General features: G+C 39.9%; 19 protein-coding genes. 9 read left to right on the top strand and 10 right to left on the bottom strand.

All coding sequences use genetic code 11. The annotated features are described in order from the left end of the window. Window positions 1-72 precede the first annotated feature (72 nt). From OTG27_RS06240 to OTG27_RS06215, 6 genes are all read left to right on the top strand, one after another. Window positions 73-213, top strand: a complete 141-nt coding sequence (locus tag OTG27_RS06240) for a hypothetical protein (protein WP_156404291.1) — start codon at window positions 73-75, stop codon at window positions 211-213. Window positions 214-405: 192 nt separating this feature from the next. Then, entirely contained in the window at window positions 406-1,800 is a 1,395-nt protein-coding gene (locus OTG27_RS06235) for a cytochrome P450 (protein WP_268936519.1), read from the top strand. Window positions 1,801-1,872: 72 nt separating this feature from the next. Next, on the top strand, window positions 1,873-2,037 hold the full coding sequence (locus OTG27_RS06230) for a hypothetical protein (RefSeq protein WP_268936518.1): 165 nt from the start codon (window positions 1,873-1,875) through the stop codon (window positions 2,035-2,037). A 519-nt stretch (window positions 2,038-2,556) separates the two neighbouring features. Next, entirely contained in the window at window positions 2,557-3,888 is a 1,332-nt protein-coding gene (locus OTG27_RS06225) for an amino acid permease (RefSeq protein WP_268936517.1), read from the top strand. Window positions 3,889-4,507: 619 nt separating this feature from the next. After that, complete coding sequence (locus OTG27_RS06220) at window positions 4,508-5,185, top strand: FadR/GntR family transcriptional regulator (RefSeq protein ID WP_268936516.1); 678 nt, start codon at window positions 4,508-4,510, stop codon at window positions 5,183-5,185. A gap of 14 nt (window positions 5,186-5,199) precedes the next feature. Beyond that, window positions 5,200-6,426, top strand: a complete 1,227-nt coding sequence (locus OTG27_RS06215; protein ID WP_268936515.1) for a CynX/NimT family MFS transporter — start codon at window positions 5,200-5,202, stop codon at window positions 6,424-6,426. 564 nt (window positions 6,427-6,990) lie between these two features. Here OTG27_RS06215 and yhbH read toward each other — a convergent pair. Both yhbH and OTG27_RS06205 read right to left on the bottom strand, forming a co-directional pair. Further along, the gene (yhbH, locus tag OTG27_RS06210; protein WP_057275627.1) at window positions 6,991-8,160 is read right to left on the bottom strand and encodes a sporulation protein YhbH; all 1,170 of its coding nucleotides are present in this window, start codon (window positions 8,158-8,160) and stop codon (window positions 6,991-6,993) included. A 468-nt stretch (window positions 8,161-8,628) separates the two neighbouring features. Then, the gene (locus OTG27_RS06205) at window positions 8,629-8,808 is read right to left on the bottom strand and encodes a hypothetical protein (RefSeq protein ID WP_034315155.1); all 180 of its coding nucleotides are present in this window, start codon (window positions 8,806-8,808) and stop codon (window positions 8,629-8,631) included. Between the two features lie 118 nt (window positions 8,809-8,926). Between OTG27_RS06205 and OTG27_RS06200 the strand changes: the two genes are divergently transcribed. Continuing rightward, window positions 8,927-9,136 carry a metal ABC transporter ATPase gene (locus tag OTG27_RS06200; protein ID WP_034315156.1) on the top strand — a complete coding sequence of 70 codons (210 nt, stop codon included), beginning with the start codon at window positions 8,927-8,929 and terminating at the stop codon, window positions 9,134-9,136. A 210-nt stretch (window positions 9,137-9,346) separates the two neighbouring features. On the opposite strand, the gene OTG27_RS06195 is transcribed toward OTG27_RS06200, so the two are convergent. From OTG27_RS06195 to OTG27_RS06185, 3 genes are all read right to left on the bottom strand, one after another. Next, the gene (locus OTG27_RS06195) at window positions 9,347-11,242 is read right to left on the bottom strand and encodes a PrkA family serine protein kinase (RefSeq protein ID WP_034315159.1); all 1,896 of its coding nucleotides are present in this window, start codon (window positions 11,240-11,242) and stop codon (window positions 9,347-9,349) included. Between the two features lie 497 nt (window positions 11,243-11,739). Continuing rightward, entirely contained in the window at window positions 11,740-13,374 is a 1,635-nt protein-coding gene (locus OTG27_RS06190; protein ID WP_063577250.1) for a glutamate/serine transporter AimA, read from the bottom strand. Between the two features lie 204 nt (window positions 13,375-13,578). After that, complete coding sequence (locus tag OTG27_RS06185; RefSeq protein ID WP_268564305.1) at window positions 13,579-14,568, bottom strand: glutaminase; 990 nt, start codon at window positions 14,566-14,568, stop codon at window positions 13,579-13,581. Window positions 14,569-14,989: 421 nt separating this feature from the next. Here OTG27_RS06185 and OTG27_RS06180 point away from each other — a divergent pair, with 421 nt between their 5' ends. Beyond that, the gene (locus tag OTG27_RS06180; protein ID WP_268936667.1) at window positions 14,990-16,252 is read left to right on the top strand and encodes a sensor histidine kinase; all 1,263 of its coding nucleotides are present in this window, start codon (window positions 14,990-14,992) and stop codon (window positions 16,250-16,252) included. A gap of 4 nt (window positions 16,253-16,256) precedes the next feature. Next, window positions 16,257-17,204: a response regulator gene (locus OTG27_RS06175; RefSeq protein ID WP_034315164.1), complete on the top strand. Its 948-nt coding sequence runs from the start codon at window positions 16,257-16,259 to the stop codon at window positions 17,202-17,204. 82 nt (window positions 17,205-17,286) lie between these two features. Here OTG27_RS06175 and OTG27_RS06170 read toward each other — a convergent pair whose 3' ends face one another. The 5 genes from OTG27_RS06170 to nfsA all read right to left on the bottom strand — a co-directional run bounded on the left by OTG27_RS06170 (window position 17,287) and on the right by nfsA (window position 22,100). After that, window positions 17,287-18,294, bottom strand: coding sequence for a FecCD family ABC transporter permease (locus OTG27_RS06170; RefSeq protein WP_057275625.1), 1,008 nt, complete (start codon window positions 18,292-18,294; stop codon window positions 17,287-17,289). Further along, complete coding sequence (locus OTG27_RS06165; protein WP_063577251.1) at window positions 18,291-19,301, bottom strand: FecCD family ABC transporter permease; 1,011 nt, start codon at window positions 19,299-19,301, stop codon at window positions 18,291-18,293. The genes OTG27_RS06170 and OTG27_RS06165 overlap by 4 nt, the downstream gene beginning before the upstream one ends. A 67-nt stretch (window positions 19,302-19,368) precedes the next feature. Continuing rightward, complete coding sequence (locus tag OTG27_RS06160) at window positions 19,369-20,289, bottom strand: iron-hydroxamate ABC transporter substrate-binding protein (RefSeq protein ID WP_268936514.1); 921 nt, start codon at window positions 20,287-20,289, stop codon at window positions 19,369-19,371. After that, window positions 20,240-21,088 carry an ABC transporter ATP-binding protein gene (locus tag OTG27_RS06155; RefSeq protein ID WP_057275622.1) on the bottom strand — a complete coding sequence of 283 codons (849 nt, stop codon included), beginning with the start codon at window positions 21,086-21,088 and terminating at the stop codon, window positions 20,240-20,242. Before OTG27_RS06155 ends, OTG27_RS06160 begins: the two co-directional genes overlap by 50 nt. Window positions 21,089-21,350: 262 nt before the next feature. Then, a complete protein-coding gene (gene nfsA / locus OTG27_RS06150; protein WP_063577254.1) occupies window positions 21,351-22,100 on the bottom strand; it encodes an oxygen-insensitive NADPH nitroreductase in 750 nt (249 codons plus the stop codon). Window positions 22,101-22,116 lie beyond the last annotated feature (16 nt).

Genomic DNA, 22,116 nt, shown 5'->3' with positions numbered 1-22,116 from the left:
GGTTATGTTGATAACATATCCTTCATGATTGTTCCAAACACACGATATCCAGAAAGGATTGTAGAGAAACACATGCACAATAAAGCAAATAATCCAATAATATCTGATGAATTTTTAGAAAAAGTGGTTAAGGAGATCAATGCACAATTTGGCGGGCCCATCAATGAAAAAAATGATCGTTTCCAACATAGGGGCGATGATGAAAGAAGTTGAATTGAATCCCCCTTCATTAATCTAAAGCTCTCATGAAAAACTCTGGCTATATTCATCCAGGGTTTTTTCGCTGTAACTTTATTTCTTCAATAGAGTTATCAGCCCTTTCTTTAACGACTTGTCCAAACCAATTTAGCTTATCCTCATACAATGATTACATGTAAGTATTTTAAAGAAAGGGGAAAAACTTCATTGAGCCACGCTGATGATGTCTTCCGCACTTCTCAAATGGTTCCAAAAGGAAGGCTGGTTTCCGGACATACAAAAGAGTTCCAAACAGATCCGATTGGGTTCCTGACCCGATTGTCCAAGGAATATGGGGAAGTCGCTAAATTCCGTTTAGGACCATTACAAACTGTTTATCACGTTTTAAATCCTGATTTAATCAAACAAATACTTGTAACAAAACAACAATCTTTCGTCAAATCCAGTGACTTCAATCTATTAAAACCGCTTATCGGTGAAGGTCTGCTTACAAGCGAAAAAGACTTTCATATGCGACAGAGAAGGCTTATCCAACCCTCTTTCAAAAAGACTCATATTAGCCAATATGCCAAGGATATGATTGATGTCACAATGGATTATATATCAACTTGGCAACATGATGATGAACGGAGTATAACGAAGGATATGATGAACATCACTCTCGGGATAATCAGCAAGACCATGTTCAGCATGGAATTCAAGGATGGATATGAAATCGTTGGGAAACCTCTGGAAACTGCATTGAGAATAACAGTCAAAAGGATGAGAAAGATTTTCCGTATGCCATTATGGTTACCGACTAAAATCAACCGTGAATATAAAAAGGCGATACAAAGGCTTGATAAAGTGATATACGGCATTATTGAAAAACGGAAGAACGACACAGTAAAACATGAAGACATGCTAGGGGTCTTGATGGACGCCCGTGATGCCGACGACGGGTTAGGCATGTCAAGCCATCAGGTCCGTGATGAATTAATGACTATTTTTCTTGCCGGTCATGAAACGACAGCAAATGCTCTTTCCTGGGCATTGTATGCAATTTCGAAGCATCCGGAAATTCAAGTCAAGCTTTTCAATGAAGTCAATAGCATAATCGGTCAACGGACACCCAAGCCTGAAGATTTCATGAAATTACAATACACTCAAAATATCATTCATGAAACACTTCGCTTTTACCCGCCACTGTATATCATATCCCGTGATGTGACGGAGGATGTCACAATAGGAGGATATCGCTTTAAAAAAGGCGATATGATACTAATAAGTTCTTATGTGATGCAGCATAATCCAGAGTATTTTGATCAACCGGAATCATTTATCCCTGAGCGATTTGAAAATAACTTTATGAAAAGCCTGCCTGCGTTCGCTTATTTTCCATTTGGCGGAGGGCCGCGGGTTTGTATTGGCAATCACTTTGCCATGATGGAAGCGGTGTTTGTCCTGGCCTGCATTGCAAAGAGATATAGGATAAAGCTTGCACCTGACCATCATGATGTAACTCCCCTTCCCTCCCTTACACTCAGACCCAAGAATGGACTGCGCATGGTGTTAGAAGAAAGAGCTGCAGAAGCCTTTGAACCTGGTGCATCCAATTTTTAGTAATAGGGGTTTTTTCCCTAATAAATATCGTTGTACTAACTGGCCTACCCTTTTAAAAGGAGGGATGAAAAAATGTATTTGCTCCATTCAAAGGGAATCATCCACACTGAATTGCACTATTTAGGAATGGCTTCACAGGTATATACCGGTTATCTGCAATTTTTAAGCGAAATTGAACCGAAACAAGAAACCGAGTACCTACAGGCGCCGCTCCCCTTTTCAAATGGGAACGGATAGTTTCCCGCTTCGTACCTATTATTAAAGAAAAACCGACCTTGAAAGGTCGGTTTTTTGTAATTCTGCAGTATGTTCCATAACCCTGGCCCCCGCAGCCCCAAATGCTGGCTGCGACAAACCTGATAGGAAAACTAAGCGACTTCGACTATTAAGGACTGAAACTGATTCCATCAACTTATTTACTACGAAACAAATGACAGTAATAATGCAATTAAACAGGATTATATTTCTCTCTTTTCAATATGTATTTTAAAGAATGAAGAATTGTTAATTCATCCCTTAAAAAATCACCTAGCAGTTTTTTACTTTGATTCATTTCATAAAATTCAATATTTTCAGATAACCTTTTTTCGCCGGTTGGAAATCCATTCCCGTTCACCGGCCTAAATTGACTTTTTTCCGATTCATGATATATTAATATAGTACTTTAGTACGTGAAAGCGTTCAATAGTAGAAGAAACTTTTAAGTTTTACTGATAGGCTATTTTATTAAAATTGTGAAAGAAAGGCATGAATATAATGGAGAAGACTCATCAAGATCTAAAAAAGGGCCTATTGCCGAGGCATGTCCAGTTCATTGCTTTAGCCGGAATGATAGGAACGGGGATTTTTAAGGGGAGTTCCGATACATTAAATATGGCAGGCCCAAGTGTTGTAATAGCCTATTTAATAGGGGGGCTATTGTTATTCATTGTAATGGCCGCACTAGGGGAGATGGCAACCGCTTTTCCTAATATGAACGTCCAACATCTCATTAATAAAGCTTTTGGGTTTCAACTATCCTTCATTGTCGGATGGCTCTATTGGTTCAATTGGATTATCGTAATCATTGTAGAAATAGTTGCAGCCGGCAGTTTTCTACAATATTGGTTTCCTACAGTACCATTATGGCTGTTAAGCATACTTTGCTCTTCAGTAATAATAGGAATTAATTTGTTTCAAGTAAAATACTATGGAGAACTCGAATTTTGGTTCGCAGGAATTAAAATAATAACCTTAATTGCTTTTATCATTTTAGGAGCTTTGATCATGCTAGGACTTTTTCCTAGTTCGGCTTCATTTTCTAATTACACGGAACATGGCGGTTTTTTTCCAAAAGGAATTGACGGAATGTTAAGTGCACTTTTAGTGGTCATGTTTTCATACGGGGGTGCAGAATTAATTGGTGTAGCCGTCACGGAAACAAAAGATAGTCAGCGAGTCATACCAAAAATCATAAAAGGAACAGTATGGCGGGTGATTCTTTTCTATGTCTTGCCGATACTTATCATTTGTGGAGTAATACCTTGGAACCAAGTAAGCACCGAAGTAAGTCCTTTCGTTCAGGTTTTCAGCTTATCGGGTCTTCCCGGAGCCGCCGATATCATGAATTTCGTTCTGTTAACCGCTGTCTTATCAGCTGCAAATTCAGGTATATACGCTACCTCAAGAACGCTGTTCACTCTTTCCCAGAACGGGGAAGCGCCCAAGGCATTTTTAAAAACAACGAAAAAGGGTATTCCGCTTAATGGTATATTTTTAACTACATTATGCATCTTGGCTGGTGTGTTTTTATCCTATTTGTATCCTGACCTGATTTTAAGCTACCTTATGGCCATTCCTGGATTCACGGTTTTATTATTGTGGATCAGTATTTGTTCCGCGCAATTGAAACTGCGTAAGCAATACACTGGCAAACCAGGATTCCGGGTAAAATGGTATCCATATACAACTATATTAGCCATCACGGCTTTAAGCATTATCTTTTTGGCATTTCTCTTTAATAAGCAAAACATCATCGGGACTACAGTATGTCTTGTCACGTTAGTGATATTCATCCTTCTCTCATTTATTGTCAAACAAAAAAAATAGAAATATTATCCCCCTGAATTTTATTAGGGATTTCAGACTGAAAGCAAACTCGATGAAAATCGGGTTTGCCTTCAGTCTTTTTAGTGTCAGTACAAATTGGACGTCGATTTCCACTCAAGAAACTCGGTCCGCCCTCGGCGCTTTTGCGCCTGTGGGGTCTCCATGGACTCGCTTTTACCGAAGGAGTCTCGAACACCCGCTCCAATCAACTTTGTTTTAAAAGAAATAACACCTTTTGTCTACAAACTAATAATAAAGGAGAATCGGAATACTCTAACACCGACGATGGAAAGGAAACGGATTTCTGAAATCAACTGCAATTTTTTCAAAGAAAAACTGAGAGTTAGTCTCATCCCGAAGCATGTTTAAGATTAATTTATCCTTCATGCTTTTTCCTGTAATCCTTATTGGATTGAAGAAATTTGCGACACTCCTGCCGAATAACTGGCTAGCCGAGACCCCACAGACGCTTGCGTCGAGGAGGCTTGGCAGACTGTCGGCGGAAAGGGAGCGGATTTCTGAAATCAACTGCAATTTTTCCAAGAATATACCCATTTTCAACATACATATGTTAAAATAACCAATGAACCAATCATCCTACAAATTTGAGGTGTGTATCTTGACCATATCTAAAACAAATCGCTTATCACTTGTAGAGCAGGTGGTTTCCCAAATCGAATCGTTAATCGAATCAGGTGAATGGAAAATAGGAAATCAAATTCCCCCTGAAATGGATTTGATCCAACAGTTCGATGTAAGCAGAAATACATTAAGGGAAGCTGTACGATCACTTGTTTATGCAGGGCTTTTAGTAACGAAACAAGGAAAGGGGACATTCGTAAGGTCCTCAAGTGCCTTGGGGGCAGCATTTGAAAGAAGGATCCAGCAGTCAAGTATATTAGAAACGTTAGAGGTCCGTCATGCCCTTGAAAGAGAAGGAGCCCAGTTGGCGGCATTAAGACGTAATCAAGAAGATATAGAACAATTGCGGTTTCATATATCAGCCTGCAGTAGAGCTGCCGAAGCAAAGGATATCAAGGCCTACGAAGAAGCGGATATACAGTTACATAAATCGATTATGGTTTCATCACATAATGATTTATTGATTGATTTGTACGAACATATGGAACACTCCCTGCATGAATCCATCCATCAGATAGTGGTGATGAGTTCTGATGTGAACTTTCATTTGAACATTCATTGCAAACTTGTGGATGCCATCATCGAACAAGATATGAACCGGGCAATCGAAACAGTGAATGAATACATTGCACAATTCAAAAAATCTTTAGAGTAAGTAAGGAGGAGATTATGGGCATTCATCAAGCGGCAAATCAACTAGAACAAAGAAAAGTGGATATTAAACCCAGATTAGGACTGCTCATCATCGGAATCATTCTTCTAGGGGCAAATCTGAGGGCTCCCTTAACATCGGTTGGACCCCTTGTCACTTCGATCCGTGATAACTTGGGGATTTCCAATACATTATCAGGTTCATTAACGACATTGCCTTTGCTTTCCTTCGCTTTATTATCACCGTTTGCACCTAGGATAGCACGGCGTTTTGGAATGGAGCTCACACTTTTCCTTTCCTTGGTATTATTAACGATCGGAATTGGGATACGCTCAGTTGGCGGAGTGCCGACATTGTTCATAGGGACCATTTTAATCGGGTTAGCCATTGCAATAGGCAATGTTTTGTTACCCAGTCTGATTAAACATAACTTTGCCAGGAACATCGGTTTGATGACAGGAACCTATGCTGTTTCCATGAATTTATGCGGCGCAATAGGTTCTGGGATCAGCATTCCCCTTGCTTCTTCATCCGGATTGGGATGGGCTGGTGCCCTTGGATGTTGGGGGATTTTATCACTTATTACAGTTTTCTTATGGATGCCGCAATTAAGACGGCCATTCAACTCAGGTAAGGATGTACAAACGGCGCAAAAGGATAAAAAGATTAACTTATGGCGTTCTGGTTTAGCCTGGCAAATTACATTTTTCATGGGTTTGCAATCGTTTATTTTCTATACAGTAATTACCTGGATGCCTGAAATCCTGGAGCAAAAAGGCCTGAATGCTGATGAAGCTGGCTGGATGCTTTCCATCATGCAGCTTGCAGTCATTCCCATAACATTCCTTGTGCCAATTTTAGCAGGGCGCTTACAAAGTCAGCGTCTGTTAGTGGTCCCGCCTGTCATCTTCCTTATATCAGGGATATTCGGAATATTATTCGGAAGCACTCTCTTCATCCCAGTATGCATGATATTGATTGGGATTGGAGTCGGAACCATATTCAGTTTATCGATGATGTTCTTTAGTCTTCGAACACAAAGCACCCATGAAGCGACGGAATTATCAGGAATGGCACAATCATTCGGGTACCTTTTAGCTGCCATTGGACCGGTATTATTCGGGCTGCTTCATGACATTACACACAGCTGGACTCTTCCCTTACTGATGTTGGCCGCTATATCGGCACTTATTTTCATTGTTGGAATGCGTGCAGGAAATAATGAATATGTAACGACTCAATAAAGCCAGTAAAGGTATAAAAGGTTCTAAACGGCAATGGCCCCGGTATTGTACCGGGGCCATTTACATACCAGCCACTGATAGCGGTACGACAGGTTCCTATTCCGTGATTTTAATTTCGAATAAGTAGAGAGTGGTCTTTGGTTTAAATAGAGAAGGAATATATGGCGTTCTCGCTTCTCGTTTCGGTCATTTCGCGGCTCCCTTATCTTTAGTAAAAATTATCAACCTCAAACTCTGTCAGATAAGAAAGTTTCACCTTCTCCATTTGGAGAAAAAGAAATGCCCTATACTTAGAGGAGGTTGCTGCATATTATGGTTCATTATCATTGGGTTAAAGTACAAAGTGATTCCGATAACTCATTTACATTCTTCGGATCCTCGCTCAATATCCGAATGATGTGCATGCGAAAAAGCCATTGCTTAGTGTTGAGCAATGGCCTTTGTGTATTTCCTTAATACGAAATAAAACCGAATATTCCGAAAAGGGCGTCCGATGTGAACCGCACGCCTTTTTACCTTCAACTATATTGAATTGAAAAAAAATTACTCTCCACTCTTCCTATTTTAAGCATACTTCTTACTTTCCTCATCTTTAAAAAAGCTCTTCATTGCATGGAAAACATCAGCCTTTTGCTTAAGGATATAGTACCTGAATTTTTCATTATCGATGTTCTTATAAGCTGTCATCAATGTCGAATGGCGATTGTATTGATTGACTTCCCCGTATCCGAACATATTGGAAACCTTCATGAGTTCTTCAACAAGCTTAACGCATCTGACGTTATCGGATGTTAGGTTATCACCATCGGAAAAGTGAAACGGATAGATATTAAACTTCGCAGGGTCATATTTATGATCAATAAGTTCTAATGCTTTTCGGTATACGGACGAACAAATCGTACCGCCGCTTTCCCCTTTTGAAAAGAAATCCTCTTCCGGAACGACTTTCGCTTCTGTATGATGGGCAATGAACTCGATTTCCACGGTTTCATATTTTGTCCGCAAGAAACGGTTCATCCAAAAGAAAAAGCTTCGAGCCATATATTTTTCCCATAACCCCATACTTCCGGAAGTATCCATCATTGCCAGTACAACTGCTTTGGAATCAGGTTTCTGAACCTCATTCCAGGTTTTGAATTTAAAGTCTTCCTTATAAATAGGGTGAAAACCGGGGTGCCCCCTTAAGGCGTTCCGTTTGAAAGCGGATATCATCGTTTTCTTTTTATCGATATTTCCCATCAGGCCTGTCTTGCGGATGTCGTTGAATTCAATATGTTCAAGAGTGTGCTCCGCATGTTCTTTCTTCTGAAGATTAGGGAGTTCCAGTTGACTGAACAGGGCCTCCTCCAATTCCATCATCGACACTTCGGCTTCATAATAATCCTCGCCGGCCTTGTCACCTGCACCTTGACCCTTACCGGCTCCGGCATCGGACGGTGAGCCATCCCTTGCGACTACATCCCCCACTTTACTGTCTCCATCGCCTTGCCCTACATGTTTGTTCTTATCATAGTTATAACGAATTTTGTATTCATCCAAGGAGCGAATGGGGATCTTGATGACATCCCGGCCATTGGACATTACGATGCTTTCTTCTGAAATTAGATCAGGCAAATTATTCTTGATCGCTTCCTGCACCTTTTCCTGATGACGTTGTTGATCATCATAGCCTTTCCGATGGAGGGTCCAATTTTCCTGTGAGATTACATACTGTTGATTATTCTCTTCCGACATTCTCTTCCCCCCTTAAAAATGTTTGCACGCTTTTCATCATTCCTTCATATAATAAGTTAGTGTGGGAATGCCCACATCATTCCGGTTTTCCATTGAAAAATACAGTGCGAAAAAACGGATGAAAAGAAAAGTATTACTCTATCTTATGCAGCGACGCAGGATAATTTACAACAAAATTAATAATGGATGTTTGCCCATGAACTAGACAAGTCCTGACAGGGGCGTTAAAGCCCTTTAAGGTTATTTCTAAATAAGGAATATAACAAAACGAACAGACCTGATGATTTTCAGGTCTGTTCGTTTTTTCATTCATTCGTAATAGGATCGCTTTAAGCCAGAAGTAATGGAGCAGCAAAAGACTTCCAAGGACATTAAAAAAAAGCAATGGAACACAACAAAAAGGGTGTCCCAGCAGTTTTTCTGGACACCCCTTTTACACAGATAGAATGATTCTGGTTGTGGTATTCGTCAATCCTTCTCTTCCTCTATTTCATGTTGAACTGTACCTGGGCGTTTATCCCACTCTTTCAATTCTTCATTCGTCCTTTGATTTTCCATCTGCTTTCCAAGTTCTTTCATCTCTTCATAATCCTTAGCCATGGAGCTATTTTCCGGTACATGTTCTTTTTTCAGTTCCTCTTTGCTCATTTGCCATCACCTCTACTTATTGATACCCAATATTACCAAATCCGAAACGTAACATATCTAATGGAAATATGGGGTATAGATAAAACATTATGAGCAAATGTAAGGAGGTGCAAGATCTATGCAAACAACAACCCTTTATGTAAAGGAAGCAACGTCAGAAGGCCCTATTTTAAATCTGGAGTCCATACTTTTGAAAACGGAAGGTGTGGAACGTGCGATCATCGATGTTGATGATGGGGAAATTAAAATCGACCATAGCGAAGAAAAACTCTCACCGAATCAACTTATTACACTTATTGAACAGTATGGCTTGAATGTAACTAAATAGAAATCAATAGCACCGGGTTTCCTTCGTTCAGAAGGGCCCGATGCTTTGTTGAGTTATAATCTCCCATGCCTACTATAATCACCGTTTTCAAAAGATTCATGATTTCAATAAATTCTGGATTTCCTCTAATCCACCTTTCATCCATCCAACCTACCGTAAACGGTAATAAACCCCTGCCCGATGAGGGGGCAGGAGCAAAAAAACTATGGATTACCGATTTAACAAGCTGCCCACATAGCGCAGCAAATCATTGGCTGAAGTCGAATTATATCCGTGCTCGTCTATAAGTCTCGTGATGACCTCGTTCACTTTCTTCAGTTGCCTTTCGTCTGGTGTCTTCGTTGAAGTGGTGATCTTAACGACATCCTTCAAATCAGCGAATAGTTTTTTCTGGATCGCTTCCCGTAAACGATCGTGGGAATTATAATCAAATCGCTTCCCTTTACGGGCATATGCTGAAATTCGAATCAATATTTCTTCGCGGAATGCTTTTTTTGCATTCTCGGAAATTCCAATTTGCTCTTCTATCGAGCGCATCAATTTTTCATCTGGGTTGATTTCTTCTCCAGTCAATGGATCGCGCAGCCTTGATTTATTGCAGTATGCTTCGACATTATCCAGATAATTATCCATGAGGATTTTCGCCGACTCTTCATATGAATATACAAAAGCTTTTTGCACTTCATTTTTTGCAATGGCATCGTATTCTTTACGTGCCAGTGAAATGAAATTTAAATACCGCTCCCGGAGTTCGTTCGTAATGGACGGATGCTGGTCAAGACCTGCTTTTAATGACATAAGTACATCCAATGCATTAATGGACGGATTCTCCTTACGTATGATCGTAGAGGAAATCCTGTTAATTACGTAACGCGGGTCAATTCCGCTCATGCCTTCGTCCTGATATTCTTTTTTCAATTCATTGATGTCTGCGGAATTAAATCCTTCAACATTTTCCCCATCATAAAGCCTCATCTTTTTCACTAAATCGATATCGCCCTTTTTGGGATCTTTCAGGCGGGTCATGATGCTGAAGATAGCCGCCACCCTCAATGTATGCGGGGCTATATGAACATCCGAGACATCACTTTCACGAATCATTTTTTCATAAATCTTCTCTTCCTCGGTAACCTTCAAGTTATATGGAATAGGCATGACAATGATACGGGAATGCAATGCTTCATTTTTCTTGTTGGAAATGAACGCTTTATACTCCGTTTCATTCGTATGAGCCACAATGAGTTCATCTGCACTGATCAATGCAAAACGGCCAGCTTTAAAATTCCCCTCTTGTGTCAATGATAGCAAATGCCATAAGAATTTCTCATCACATTTCAGCATCTCCTGGAACTCCATCATCCCGCGGTTCGCCTTGTTCAGCTCGCCATCAAAGCGATAGGCTCGCGGATCTGATTCAGAACCGTATTCGGCAATGGTCGAAAAATCGATGCTGCCCGTCAAATCAGCAATATCCTGTGACTTAGGATCAGAAGGACTGAATGTTCCAATTCCAACACGCTTATCCTCCGAAAGGAAAATACGTTCGACCATAACATCTTCAATCCTGCTTCCATACTCCTGTTCTAACCTCATTACATTCAGCGGCGAAAGATTTCCTTCAATCCTGATGCCATATTCTTCAAAGAAATCATCCCGTAAATACTGCGGGATGAGATGCAGTGGATCTTCATGCATCGGGCATCCTTTTATTGCATAAATCGCACCAGAGTCTTTTAACGAATAATTTTCAAGTCCACGCTTCAGTAAAGAAACGAGTGTGGACTTCCCACCTGACACCGGACCCATGAGAAGCAATATCCGCTTACGGACATCGAGCCGTTTTGCTGCCGGATGGAAATATTCCTCGATGAGCCTTTCCAGTGAATCTTCAAGGCCAAATAACTGACCGCTGAAAAAATTGTATTTCTTTGTCCCATTTACTTCTTCTATCCCTGCATCTCTGATCATGTTGTATACACGTGAATGAGCAGATTGAGCAACTAAAGGCGTTTCTTTCAATATTTCTAAGTACTCTGCGAAGGTGCCTTCCCACTTCAGCTTCTGTTCATCTTCTCTAAATTTTTCGATTTTCTTTAAAATATCCATTAAGGAACCTCCCCCTGTCACTTTCAGAGAATACTTAAATCTATGCTCCAAGTCTGACAAACATGTCAGACTTTAAAAAGTGGACGGGCATTGTTTCGAATCCCCCTTGACTCTCCATGTATCGAAAAGGGCTTAATCATTGAGAATTGATGACAAATATGCTGGCAAGAAAATTTGTGTGCACTCCTGCTAAAAATTAGGGTATACTAAGCCTATACTTAAGTGGGACAATATGGGTAAAGGGAGGTCACAACATGGGCACAGTTATTATCGTTGGAGTTGCTTTAACATTTTTAGCCGCTATCTTCACTGCCGGGTATGACGATAAACCAGGTGTGAAATAAAAAATAACAGCCTTTTCCAAAACTCCAAAAAAAGGGACAGCAAATTAAATTTGCCGTCCCTTTTTTTATTCCTCATCTATATAAATATAGAAGCACTTTCGCAGTCATTCACGAATGGCTTATTGAGCATGCCAAACGAATAAGCTTCATCATTTATACAGCGTTCTTTTTATCAGTTTGAGCTGAAACGTTGTTCTCCATCGATCTCAAGTCTTCATTTACTTTTTGTCCTTGTTCCAAATATTCCGTTTGGAAACCACTCTTTAATGCCCAACTATAAAACATTAGTGATAAACATGTAATGATGACCATATCCAAACCAAATGGGATTATATTTAGTCCACCAAACTTTTCACTGCCTAAGTATGAAATGGTCATCATACAGAGTAAGTAAACAACCATCCAAAGCCCTGCTGAAAAGTTTTGGCGGAATCCCTTCCATTTTATTTTTGATTGATAATAGAAATAAACGGGAAGACCAGCCATAATGATAAATAATACTTGACCTGTAAGCGGCCATCTTGCCCAATATAGAACCAAAGAAGCAAAAACAAAGCCCAGTGGTGCAATGATGCTTAATCCTTTTAAACGTAATGGTCTGTACAAGTTCTGACCTGTGCGTCTTAATGTCATTACAGTAACTGGACCTGTAATATAAGAGACTAAAGTCGCAACTGAAATAACCTCTGCCAATACGCCCCAGCCTCTAAACATGAATAAAAATAAGAAAGATACGCCTAGATTAAAAAACATGGCTTGACGCGGGATACCATAAAGAGGATGCAGTTTTCCAAACACGCTTGGTAAATATTTATTCTTTTCCATTCCATAAAGCATTCGTGACGTTGTCGCCGTGTATGTTATTCCTGTCCCCGAAGGAGAAATAAAAGCATCTACGTATAGTAAAATAACCAACCAGTTTATGCCTAAAACAATTGCTAAGTCAGCAAACGGTGAATTGAAATTCAAATGTTGCCATCCATTCACAATCATGGACGGGTCAACGGCTCCAATAAATGCAACCTGTAATAGAACGTAGATGACCGTTGCAATTAAAATGGAGCCAATTACTGCAATTGGGATCGAACGTCCAGGATTCTTTGCCTCACCTGCCATGTTAATTGGACTTTGAAAACCGTTAAATGCAAAGATGATACCAGAAGTTGCTACAGCAGTAAGTACACTTGCCCATCCATTAGGAGCGATACTTCCTGCAGATGTAAAATTGGATGCATGAAATCCGGCAAATAAAAGTGAGCCAATCGTAAGTCCAGGAATAATAACCTTAAAGACTGTAATGAATGAATTAGCTTTCGAAAACAAACTGACTGTCCAGTAATTTAATAAAAAGTAGACAATCAGCAATACAGAGGCAATTGCCAAGCCTCCCCCAGTAAGACTTCCATTTTCTACTAATCCATGTGTCCACCGTGCCCATTCCCATGGCCATGAGCTCATATATTGAACAGAAGCAATCGCTTCAACTGGAATTACGGAAACGATTGCAATCCAGTTTGCCCAGCCTGCAATAAACCCTAAAAAAGAACCATGAGAGTACTGCGTGTATTTTACCATTCCCCCAGCTTCAGGAAACATAGACCCTAATTCACTGTAAGATAGTGCGATAAATAAAATAACAACCATCCCGATAATCCAAGAGATAATGGCAGCGGGTCCTGCAATCTGTGCCGCTCTCCAAGCTCCGAATAACCAACCTGAGCCAATAATTGACCCGAGTCCCACCATCATTAACGAAAATGTTCCCATCTTTCGCTGCATATTATTCATACATTTTTCACCATGCTTTCTAAAATTATTCTTTACGTTTAAAAGTAACTGGTTTAATGATTCGTGTAGTGCGCCCAATTACATCTTAAAGTAATTGCTGCATTTACATCACCTCTTGTAAAAGTTTGAAAATTGATGAGGAAACCTTAAGGATCTCCCCTTATTGCTTCTATTAATTACACCGGAGCCAAATTTTTCTGCATTTCAGAAAATGCTTAAATCCCATTCTTGTGCCATTTGTTTCAATAACAGACTACCTGCTACGCTATTCCCATATTCATCGATGGCTGGTCCATAAATACCAATGCCACATCCATCTTGAAAAGGCATTTCGCTTCTGGCACTTGGAGGAACTAGTGCCATAATCCCGCCAGATACTCCGCTTTTGGCCGGCACCCCAATAAAAGCCGCAAATTTCCCCGAAGCATTGTACATACCGCAAGTAAGCATTAATGCTTTGGCAAGCTTAGCCAATTTTTTAGGGATTACTTGTTCTTTACGAACGGGATGGTAACCATCTTGAGCAAGAATCAGTCCAAGGAGGGCTATGTCTTCTGTGGTCACTTCTATGGAACATTGCATGAGGTAAACCTCTAAAGCTTCCTCTACTTCCGATTCCAAATAATTCGTCTCTTTCAAATAGTGAGCCAAAGCTCTATTTCTATGAGAGGTTAACCACTCAGATTGATACACTTCCTCATTGATTGTCGGGCGCTTCCCTAACAAATTTTCAAATAGCTCATAGAGAAATTCCAATTTATTTTGTGAAGAATCCCCTGGGAGAAGCGAAGCTACTGTAATCGCCCCTGCATTTATCATAGGATTGAACGGCTTTCCCGGCTTATGCATTTCTAAACGAATAATTGAATTGAAAGCATCACCAGTCGGTTCCACATCGACCCTCTCTAACACATAAGAAATGCCGCGACCCAAACATGCGGCTATAAAGCTAAGCACTTTTGAAATACTCTGCAGCGTGAAAGGAACTTCCCAATCCCCTGACTTGATCATTGTTCCACCCGGCTCCAGTATGGTAATGCCCAATTGCGATAAATGTGCATTTCTCAATGCCGGTATATAATTAGCGGTTTGTCCTTCAATAGCAAAGGATCTGTAATATGCTACCCATTCATCTAAGTCGGATTTTCTTTGACTATTAACGTGAATGTCATACTCTTTTGACAATTCTTCAATCACATTCTTCCACCTCTTCAGTTGTTGTATCATTATATTTTCAATATGAGCGTTTTACCGAATGCCATTACTAGATTCGATGAAAAAATAATGAATATTCTAAAAATTGTTAAGCGCTTTCAAAAATTTCTTTCTGCTTAATTTTAAATTAGGAACTACATAATCATACAAAAACCTACAAAATCTAAAAAATAAAAATCCACTAAAAAAACGTGATCATCTCACATGTCCCGTTACCATTTTTTGTGGATAGAAAAACAATTTGGTTTTGCCATAATTGATTATAAGCCGTTCTATTCAGGAAAAAGTAAGCGTTGTATTGAAGCCGATGAAACTGTATACTGATTTTTTAAACAAATTAGGAGGTGACGACTTGTATCTCAGTACGTTAATGAAAAAAGAGGTCTATGTCCTTGCTTTGATGTTGTTAACTGTGCCATTAGCAGGCGAATTGAGTTTTTATCCTTTCAATGAAACGTTTCGGGTAAGTTTTGGTGTGCCTGCATTTTTCTTCTTTTTACTATTATTACAAAAAACGCCTGCCATATTTTCGGGCATCTTGACAGGAACAATGGTTGTGATATTTCGCATTCTAATCGACTTTTTCATGCAGGATAATTTCTCCTGGATTTCCGCATTTCACGCTCATTATCCTAGTTTTTTCTTTTATTTTACCTATTCCGTTCTATTCTATTTTGCGAAAATCAACCGCTTTCAAAGCCGAACTTTGATTATTGGATTTATTGGTCTCATTATCGAAATATTGTCCGACTCCGTAGAATTAATCTTTCAATATATTGTGTTGGAAACAACGATTACGTTTGGTTCACTAAATGAGATGATCGTGATCGCATTCGGCCACAGTTTTATCGTTTTGAGCTTTTTTAATATGATGAAACTTTATGAAGCACAATCAAGGGAAAGGCAAATCAGAAAACAAAATGAACATATGCTGATGCTCATTTCCAATTTATACGAGGAAACGATTCATTTAAAAAAAACATTAAAAAATGCTGAGAATATTACAAAGAAATCATATGATTTGTATCGTGAATTAAAAGCATTGGAAAAAAGGGAAAAGCTACTTCATGATCTTACAGAGCCATATAGTCAAAAAGCATTACGCATCGCGGGTGAAATGCATGAAGTCAAGAAAGATAATCAGCGGATTTTTGCTGGTCTCTCCAAATTGATCTCCAATGAGAGTTTTAAAGATTATATGAATGCTGCTGAACTTTTTTATTTAATTATCCGAATTAATGAAAAATATGCCTTATCATTAGGAAAGGACATTCAATTTGAATACTCATTGGAAGGAAAAAACGATTCACCTTATCATGTATATACCGTGTTATCTCTTTTCAATAATTTAGTCGCCAATGCAGTGGAAGCAATTAAAGAAAAGGGAACCGTCCGTTTAAGTTTGTTTGAAATTAGTGACAATGTAGAATTTAAAGTTGCTGATACCGGACCTGGAATTCCTCAAAAATACCAGACTGTCATATTCAAACCTGGTTTTACATCAAAGTATGATCAGTTCGGGACACCTTCAACAGGGATTGGACTCTCATATGTTAAAGAAGTCGTGAAAGAACTGGGAGGGGAAATCCTATTTGAGAATAGTTTTAATGGCGCTGTTTTTTCAATAAAGTTACCAATCCAGAAGTTGACTCAGAAAGGGTGATTCCATGCGTTTTTTTATAACAGATGATGATTGTGCCATACGTTCAAACTTAAGCCAAATTATAGAAAACGAAGATTTAGGTGAAGTGGTGGAGGAAGCGGAAGATGGCAGTCTATTGGAAGGACATATTTTGAATTTAAAACAAATTGATATATTATTTATTGATTTATTAATGCCCATCCGGGATGGCATTGAGACACTTCGTCATATAAAAAGTACATTTAACGGGAAAATAATAATGATTTCGCAGGTTGAATCCAAAGAGTTGATTGGCGAGGCTTACTCGCTCGGAATTGATTATTATATTACTAAACCAATCAATCGGATTGAGATATTGACAGTCATTCGAAAAGTCATGGAACGCATCCATTTAGAAAGATCGATCACTAATATCCAAGCCTCTTTAAATAGTGTATTGAACTTTGAACAGCCAAAAGTTGATAATTCCAATAGTTTTAATGAAAAAAGTATAAGAGAGGTGGGTGAATTCCTTTTATCGGAATTAGGGGTCGTTGGAGAAAATGGCGCAAAAGATTTAATGGAAATGCTTCAGTATTTATTTATGTATGAACGGACTTTTACTTTTGGAAAGCAATTCCCCACCCTTAAAGAAATCTTTGTAGAAATCACCAAAAAAAAGCTCGGAACAGCAGCTTTGCCGGTTGATATCAATCGGGAAATAAAAGCTGCCGAACAGAGAATACGCAGAACGATTAACCATTCGTTAAATCATTTCGCTTCGCTAGGTTTAACGGATTTTTCGAATCCGAAGTTTGAAAATTACGCTTCCAAATTTTTTGATTTCACTGTCGTTCGCCAAAAGATGAAAGAACTGCAAAATGATTCAAAAATCGTTCTTACACCTACCCGGGTAAATACAAAAAAGTTTATTCAAGTATTTTATTTCGAAGCGAAACGATTGAATCCTGATGAAATAAATAGATATAGATAATACATGATTAAATACGAAAAATTACGGAAGAACCAAAAAACATAAAATCCCCTGAATGATTTCAAGGGATTTTAACAATATCTTATTTTTTCAACAATAAATACATGAAATAAGGTGCACCGATCAATGCAACCATGATACCTGCGGGAATCCCCTCGGGTTCAATTATATTTCGTCCTATCGTATCGGCAAGCAGCAATAGCCATCCACCGATTAAAATGGCAACCGGAATGAATAGTTGATTTCGAGGTCCTACCAAGGATTTTGCTATATGCGGGGACATAAGTCCAATGAATGCAATTCCGCCTGTAACAGAAACGGCAGCCGCTGCCAGTGCCACAGCCGTGATCAGCAGTACGATCCGTTCCTTTTCTATCGATACACCGACCCCAATTGCGACCGGTTCACTTAAACCAAGCAGATTCAAACGATTTGCTTTATATAAGGTGAATGGAATGAGGATGACTAACCATGGAATGATTGCCCAAATGAAAGGCCAATCCGTGCCCCATATATTTCCTGCCAACCATTTTGCGATGAAATCGACCTTCGCTCGTTCCGCTGACGAAATGAGGACAATCATCAGGCCTGAAAGCGCCATTGAAAAACCTACGCCGATCAACACTAACCGGACGGGTTCAAGTCCACTCTTCCTCTTGTATGAGAGGATATATATTAAACAGGCCGTCAGTAACGCTCCGATAAAACCAACAAGCGGAACCATATAAACAAAAGAACCAGCGTCAAGCGGGAAAAACAGAAAGAATGCGGCAATGGCAACACCTGCTCCTGAGTTGATCCCGATGATTCCGGGATCGGCTAAATCATTACGTGTGATCCCTTGTAGAATGGCTCCCGACAGTGCAAGGGCCATGCCTGCTAAAAGGGTGATGATGATACGCGGTAAGCGGACGGAAAATAATATGAATTCCTCTTTAAACGTCCCTTGCCCGAAGAGCGTTGGAAACAGTCGTCCTATAGAAAGATTGGAATAGCCCGAACACGTCCCTATAATGATCGTAATGATGATGAGTGCACTCAATGCACCTATTATCCAACGCTGTTTTTTGACTAAAGCTGACTGGATCATGAAAATGCTTTACCTCCTTTACGCACGATTAGGAGGAAGAAAGGTAAACCTATCATCGCAACAACCGCTACCACAGGTGTTTCATATGGAGAATTGATCGTACGGCCGATCGTATCGGCAAGCAGCATGAAGGTGGCTCCCAAAATCGCAGACATAGGGAGGATGAATCGATAATCCGTACCCACGATAGCCCGAACGATATGTGGGACCATTAACCCGATGAAAACCATATTTCCGACAAGCGCAACGGCAGCCCCTGCCAGGAGAATGATGACCACGAAGAGAACCGCCTTTATTTGTGTTGTCTTTTGTCCTAAGCCTACGGCCACTTCTTCACTTAAGCTAAGTATGGTGAGCTGTCTGGAAAAGATAAGGGAAATCAGGATTCCTATTAGAATGAACGGAACGATTACACGAAGCTGCTCCCATGAAGTTCCGATATTCCCGCCAGCTGTCCACATCGATACATCTTTTGATACCTTGAAATATATGCCGACCCCTTGCGAAACGGCAAATAGGAATGCAGAGACTGCAGCACCAGCCAATACGATCCTTAATGGTGAAAATCCTCCCTTTTTCATCGCACCGATTCCGAAAACCATGGTTGCCCCGACAGCGGAACCTATAAAACACGCAATCATGATCCCTAAATTATTAGCATTTGGAATGAATGCCAAAGTGATGGCGAGACCTGCATTGGCTCCTGCCGTCAATCCAAGCAACCCGGGATCGGCAAGTGGATTTCTTGTCATTCCCTGCATGATGGCCCCAGAAACGGCAAGGGCTGCACCCACAAAGATTGCCCCCACTTCACGAGGGAAGCGGATTTCCCGAATGATTGAAATCTTTTCACCAACAGCATTTGATGTCAGTGCTTGCCAGACGTCTTTAACGGTAACATCAGCCGCACCAAATGCCATTGAAATAATGAACATGCCTATAAAGGCGACGATCGCTATGATCAGTTTACTTATAAATGGGATGAAACGTTGATTTTCATTAGTCATCTGTCTCTCTCATTTCTTTTTTTATAGAATAAAAGGAGAGGAATTGGAATCCCTCTCCCTCGCTGTATTATTTTCCAAGAAAACTTTTGGAAAAGAAGTCTAATTGGTAATCTAATGTGATTGGATCATTGAAGTAGAATTTTTTTGCATCAGCTTCATACAGTTTATTGTTTTTAACGGCAGGTATGCTTTTAAACGTTTCAGTTTGTTGGAATGAATTGTCCTGATCTTTGTTATTGCTCAAAATCACATAATCACCTGCATAGTCTTTAAGGACTTCTAATGATAAGGCAAAGTAACCATCTTTCAGTGCCACTTCTTTTACCTTTTCAGGCATACCCAATTTCATTTCTTGATAAAGGATTTCCGTTCCACGTCCCCAATTATCACCGTATACATAGAACTGTTTGTCAAACTTTTCGAAAACGGAAACGGTAGCATCTTCTCCAATTTTGGCTTTAATTTCATCACCAGTTGTTTTTGCCCGTTTTTTGAAATCATCCACCCATGCTTGAGCTTCTTTTTCTTTATTCAAAAGTTTACCGATTTCTACATGTTGTGTTAAATAGTCAACTTTTCCGTATGTATAAGTTACGGTTGGAGCAATTTCCTTTAATTTATCGACATTTTTAATCGTCGATAAACCAATGATTAAATCCGGATTCAACTCGATGATCTTTTCCAGGTTTTCGTCCGTCACTTCTTCCACATCTTTTAACTCTTTAAAATTCGGGTTCATTTTAGACCAGGAATCAACCCCTACAAGGTTAACATCCAAAGCCATTACGTTACCTGCGAAAGATGATAGTACTAAAACACGCTGAGGATTAGCCGGAACTTCAACAGGACCATTTTCAGATTGATAGGTGATGGTACCTGATTTTTCCTTTTTGGAAGCGGAGCTTTTTTCTTTTTCGGCTGACTCGTTACCACAAGCACTAATAATTAACACTAACAGCAGTATAAACGGAAACATTATCTTTTTCATTTGTTGTCAAATCTCCTTTTAGTAAGTTGTATGTGCTGCACATTGGTTTGTTCGTTCGTTGATCTCGTCCGATTACCGCATCAATATGGAATACTTCCTTAAGAACTTCATGAGTGATGACTTCTTCACAATCTCCTGCTTTGACTATTTCCCCGTCCTTTAAGGCAATGATGTAGTCGGCAAAGCGAGCAGCTTGGTTTAAATCATGAAGAACCATGACAATTGTACGTCCCTGTTCTACATTCAGCCTCTGTAATAATTCCAGAACCTCCAGCTGATGGGCCATATCCAAATAGGTGGTCGGCTCATCAAGGAAGATGATTTCCGTTTCCTGGGCAAGGGCCATCGCAATCCAAACACGCTGGCGCTGACCTCCTGAAAGAGCATCCACGGGACGGAACTTGAAGTCTTTCGTGCCGGTCACTTCAAGTGCCCAATCAATTACATCATAGTCTTTTTGGGTCAGGCGCCCAAAACCTTTTTGATAGGGAAAGCGCCCATATGATACGAGCTCCCCAACCGTCAATCCGCTTGCACTCTCAGGTGTCTGCGGAAGTATAGCCATTTTTCTTGCAAGGATCTTAGTGCTTTCTTTTGAGATATTAACCCCATCTAAAACAACCGTACCTGATTGATTTGGAATGATTCTGGTGATCGCTTTCAAAAGTGTCGATTTCCCACATCCATTTGAACCGATGATCGTTGTGATTTTTTTATCTGGTATTTCCACACTGAGATCTTTTACAATTAAACGTTCACCATAACCAATATTCAAATTCTCTGTATATAGGCGAACCATTTTTTAACCTCCAATTACTGAAAAAAATAGGTAAGTAAAAACTCAAATGAAAATGATTATCATTATCCACTACTTAATTACTATAATTCTATCTAAATATATTGTCAATGGTAATTTCATGGTCATATAAGAAGTTTGGGGCCGGTCTGTATTACCGACTGACAATGAAAACAAAGATCCCGGAGACGTTCCCGGGATCTTTACTGTTTGCCTCATACTCAGGACTTTGGCAAGAATATTCCTAATAGGCCGTATTCATTAATCAATGTTTCTTAAATCCTTGCTTCTCAACATAATCTTTCATGTACAGCCTGCTTTTCTTTCCAAGCATTCCTGCCATTTGCCCGGTCCAGGTGTCTTTTCGTTTACCTTTAGTCCGAAGCTCATAATAACTGGAAATCGTTTCATTATACTCTTCAAGTTGTCCGATGAACTCTTGCTTATCCTCCTGATATCCATTTTCATGATAAATGTTGGACAACGGCAAACGCGGCTTTTTATCCGAACGGTTTTTCGGATATCCGACCGCTAGAGCGAATAATGGTATAACACGATGCGGTATATTCAAAATCGCTGACACTTCCGGGAGATTATTGCGGATCCCGCCTATATAGCAAATGCCTAAATCCATCGATTCTGCCGCCAATGCTGCATTTTGGGCCGCTAGTGCCGCGTCAATACAGGCAACCATGAATTTCTCGGTACTTTCAATCGATTCGGACAGGTCCGTGTTTTCCATTTCGGAAACCATATCCTGACGATATAAATCGGCACAAAAGACGAATAGATGTCCATTCTTCTCTACATATGACTGTGGTCCGGCAAGTTCGGCAAGCTTGGCTTTCTTTTCCGGGTCGGTTACCCCTATGATTGAATACGCTTGAATATAACTTGAAGTCGATGCAGCTTGGGCACATTCCACAATCGTATTGATTTGCTCCCCAGACAATAACTTGTCCTCAAAGGAACGAATGGAACGGTGATCTAAAATCTTCTCAATAATGTTATTCAATGCTCCCACCCCTAAA

The sequence above is a fragment of the Peribacillus sp. AS_2 genome, from assembly GCF_026891895.1.
In the GTDB taxonomy this organism is placed as follows: Bacteria; Bacillota; Bacilli; order Bacillales; family DSM-1321; genus Peribacillus; species Peribacillus frigoritolerans.
Note: the sequence above shows the minus strand (reverse complement) of the source record. Positions and strands in the feature narration are given on the sequence as shown.

Bases quoted from the DNA above. Each gene is read 5' to 3' on its own strand.
- OTG27_RS06240 (WP_156404291.1), top strand. From the start codon at position 73: ATGCACAATAAAGCAAATAATCCAATAATATCTGATGAATTTTTAGAA.
- OTG27_RS06230 (WP_268936518.1), top strand. From the start codon at position 1,873: ATGTATTTGCTCCATTCAAAGGGAATCATCCACACTGAATTGCACTAT.
- OTG27_RS06225 (WP_268936517.1), top strand. From the start codon at position 2,557: ATGGAGAAGACTCATCAAGATCTAAAAAAGGGCCTATTGCCGAGGCAT.
- OTG27_RS06215 (WP_268936515.1), top strand. From the start codon at position 5,200: ATGGGCATTCATCAAGCGGCAAATCAACTAGAACAAAGAAAAGTGGAT.
- yhbH (WP_057275627.1), bottom strand. From the start codon at position 8,160: ATGTCGGAAGAGAATAATCAACAGTATGTAATCTCACAGGAAAATTGG.
- OTG27_RS06205 (WP_034315155.1), bottom strand. From the start codon at position 8,808: ATGAGCAAAGAGGAACTGAAAAAAGAACATGTACCGGAAAATAGCTCC.
- OTG27_RS06200 (WP_034315156.1), top strand. From the start codon at position 8,927: ATGCAAACAACAACCCTTTATGTAAAGGAAGCAACGTCAGAAGGCCCT.
- OTG27_RS06195 (WP_034315159.1), bottom strand. From the start codon at position 11,242: ATGGATATTTTAAAGAAAATCGAAAAATTTAGAGAAGATGAACAGAAG.
- OTG27_RS06190 (WP_063577250.1), bottom strand. From the start codon at position 13,374: ATGAATAATATGCAGCGAAAGATGGGAACATTTTCGTTAATGATGGTG.
- OTG27_RS06180 (WP_268936667.1), top strand. From the start codon at position 14,990: ATGTTGTTAACTGTGCCATTAGCAGGCGAATTGAGTTTTTATCCTTTC.
- OTG27_RS06175 (WP_034315164.1), top strand. From the start codon at position 16,257: ATGCGTTTTTTTATAACAGATGATGATTGTGCCATACGTTCAAACTTA.
- OTG27_RS06170 (WP_057275625.1), bottom strand. From the start codon at position 18,294: ATGATCCAGTCAGCTTTAGTCAAAAAACAGCGTTGGATAATAGGTGCA.
- OTG27_RS06165 (WP_063577251.1), bottom strand. From the start codon at position 19,301: ATGACTAATGAAAATCAACGTTTCATCCCATTTATAAGTAAACTGATC.
- OTG27_RS06160 (WP_268936514.1), bottom strand. From the start codon at position 20,289: ATGAAAAAGATAATGTTTCCGTTTATACTGCTGTTAGTGTTAATTATT.
- OTG27_RS06155 (WP_057275622.1), bottom strand. From the start codon at position 21,088: ATGGTTCGCCTATATACAGAGAATTTGAATATTGGTTATGGTGAACGT.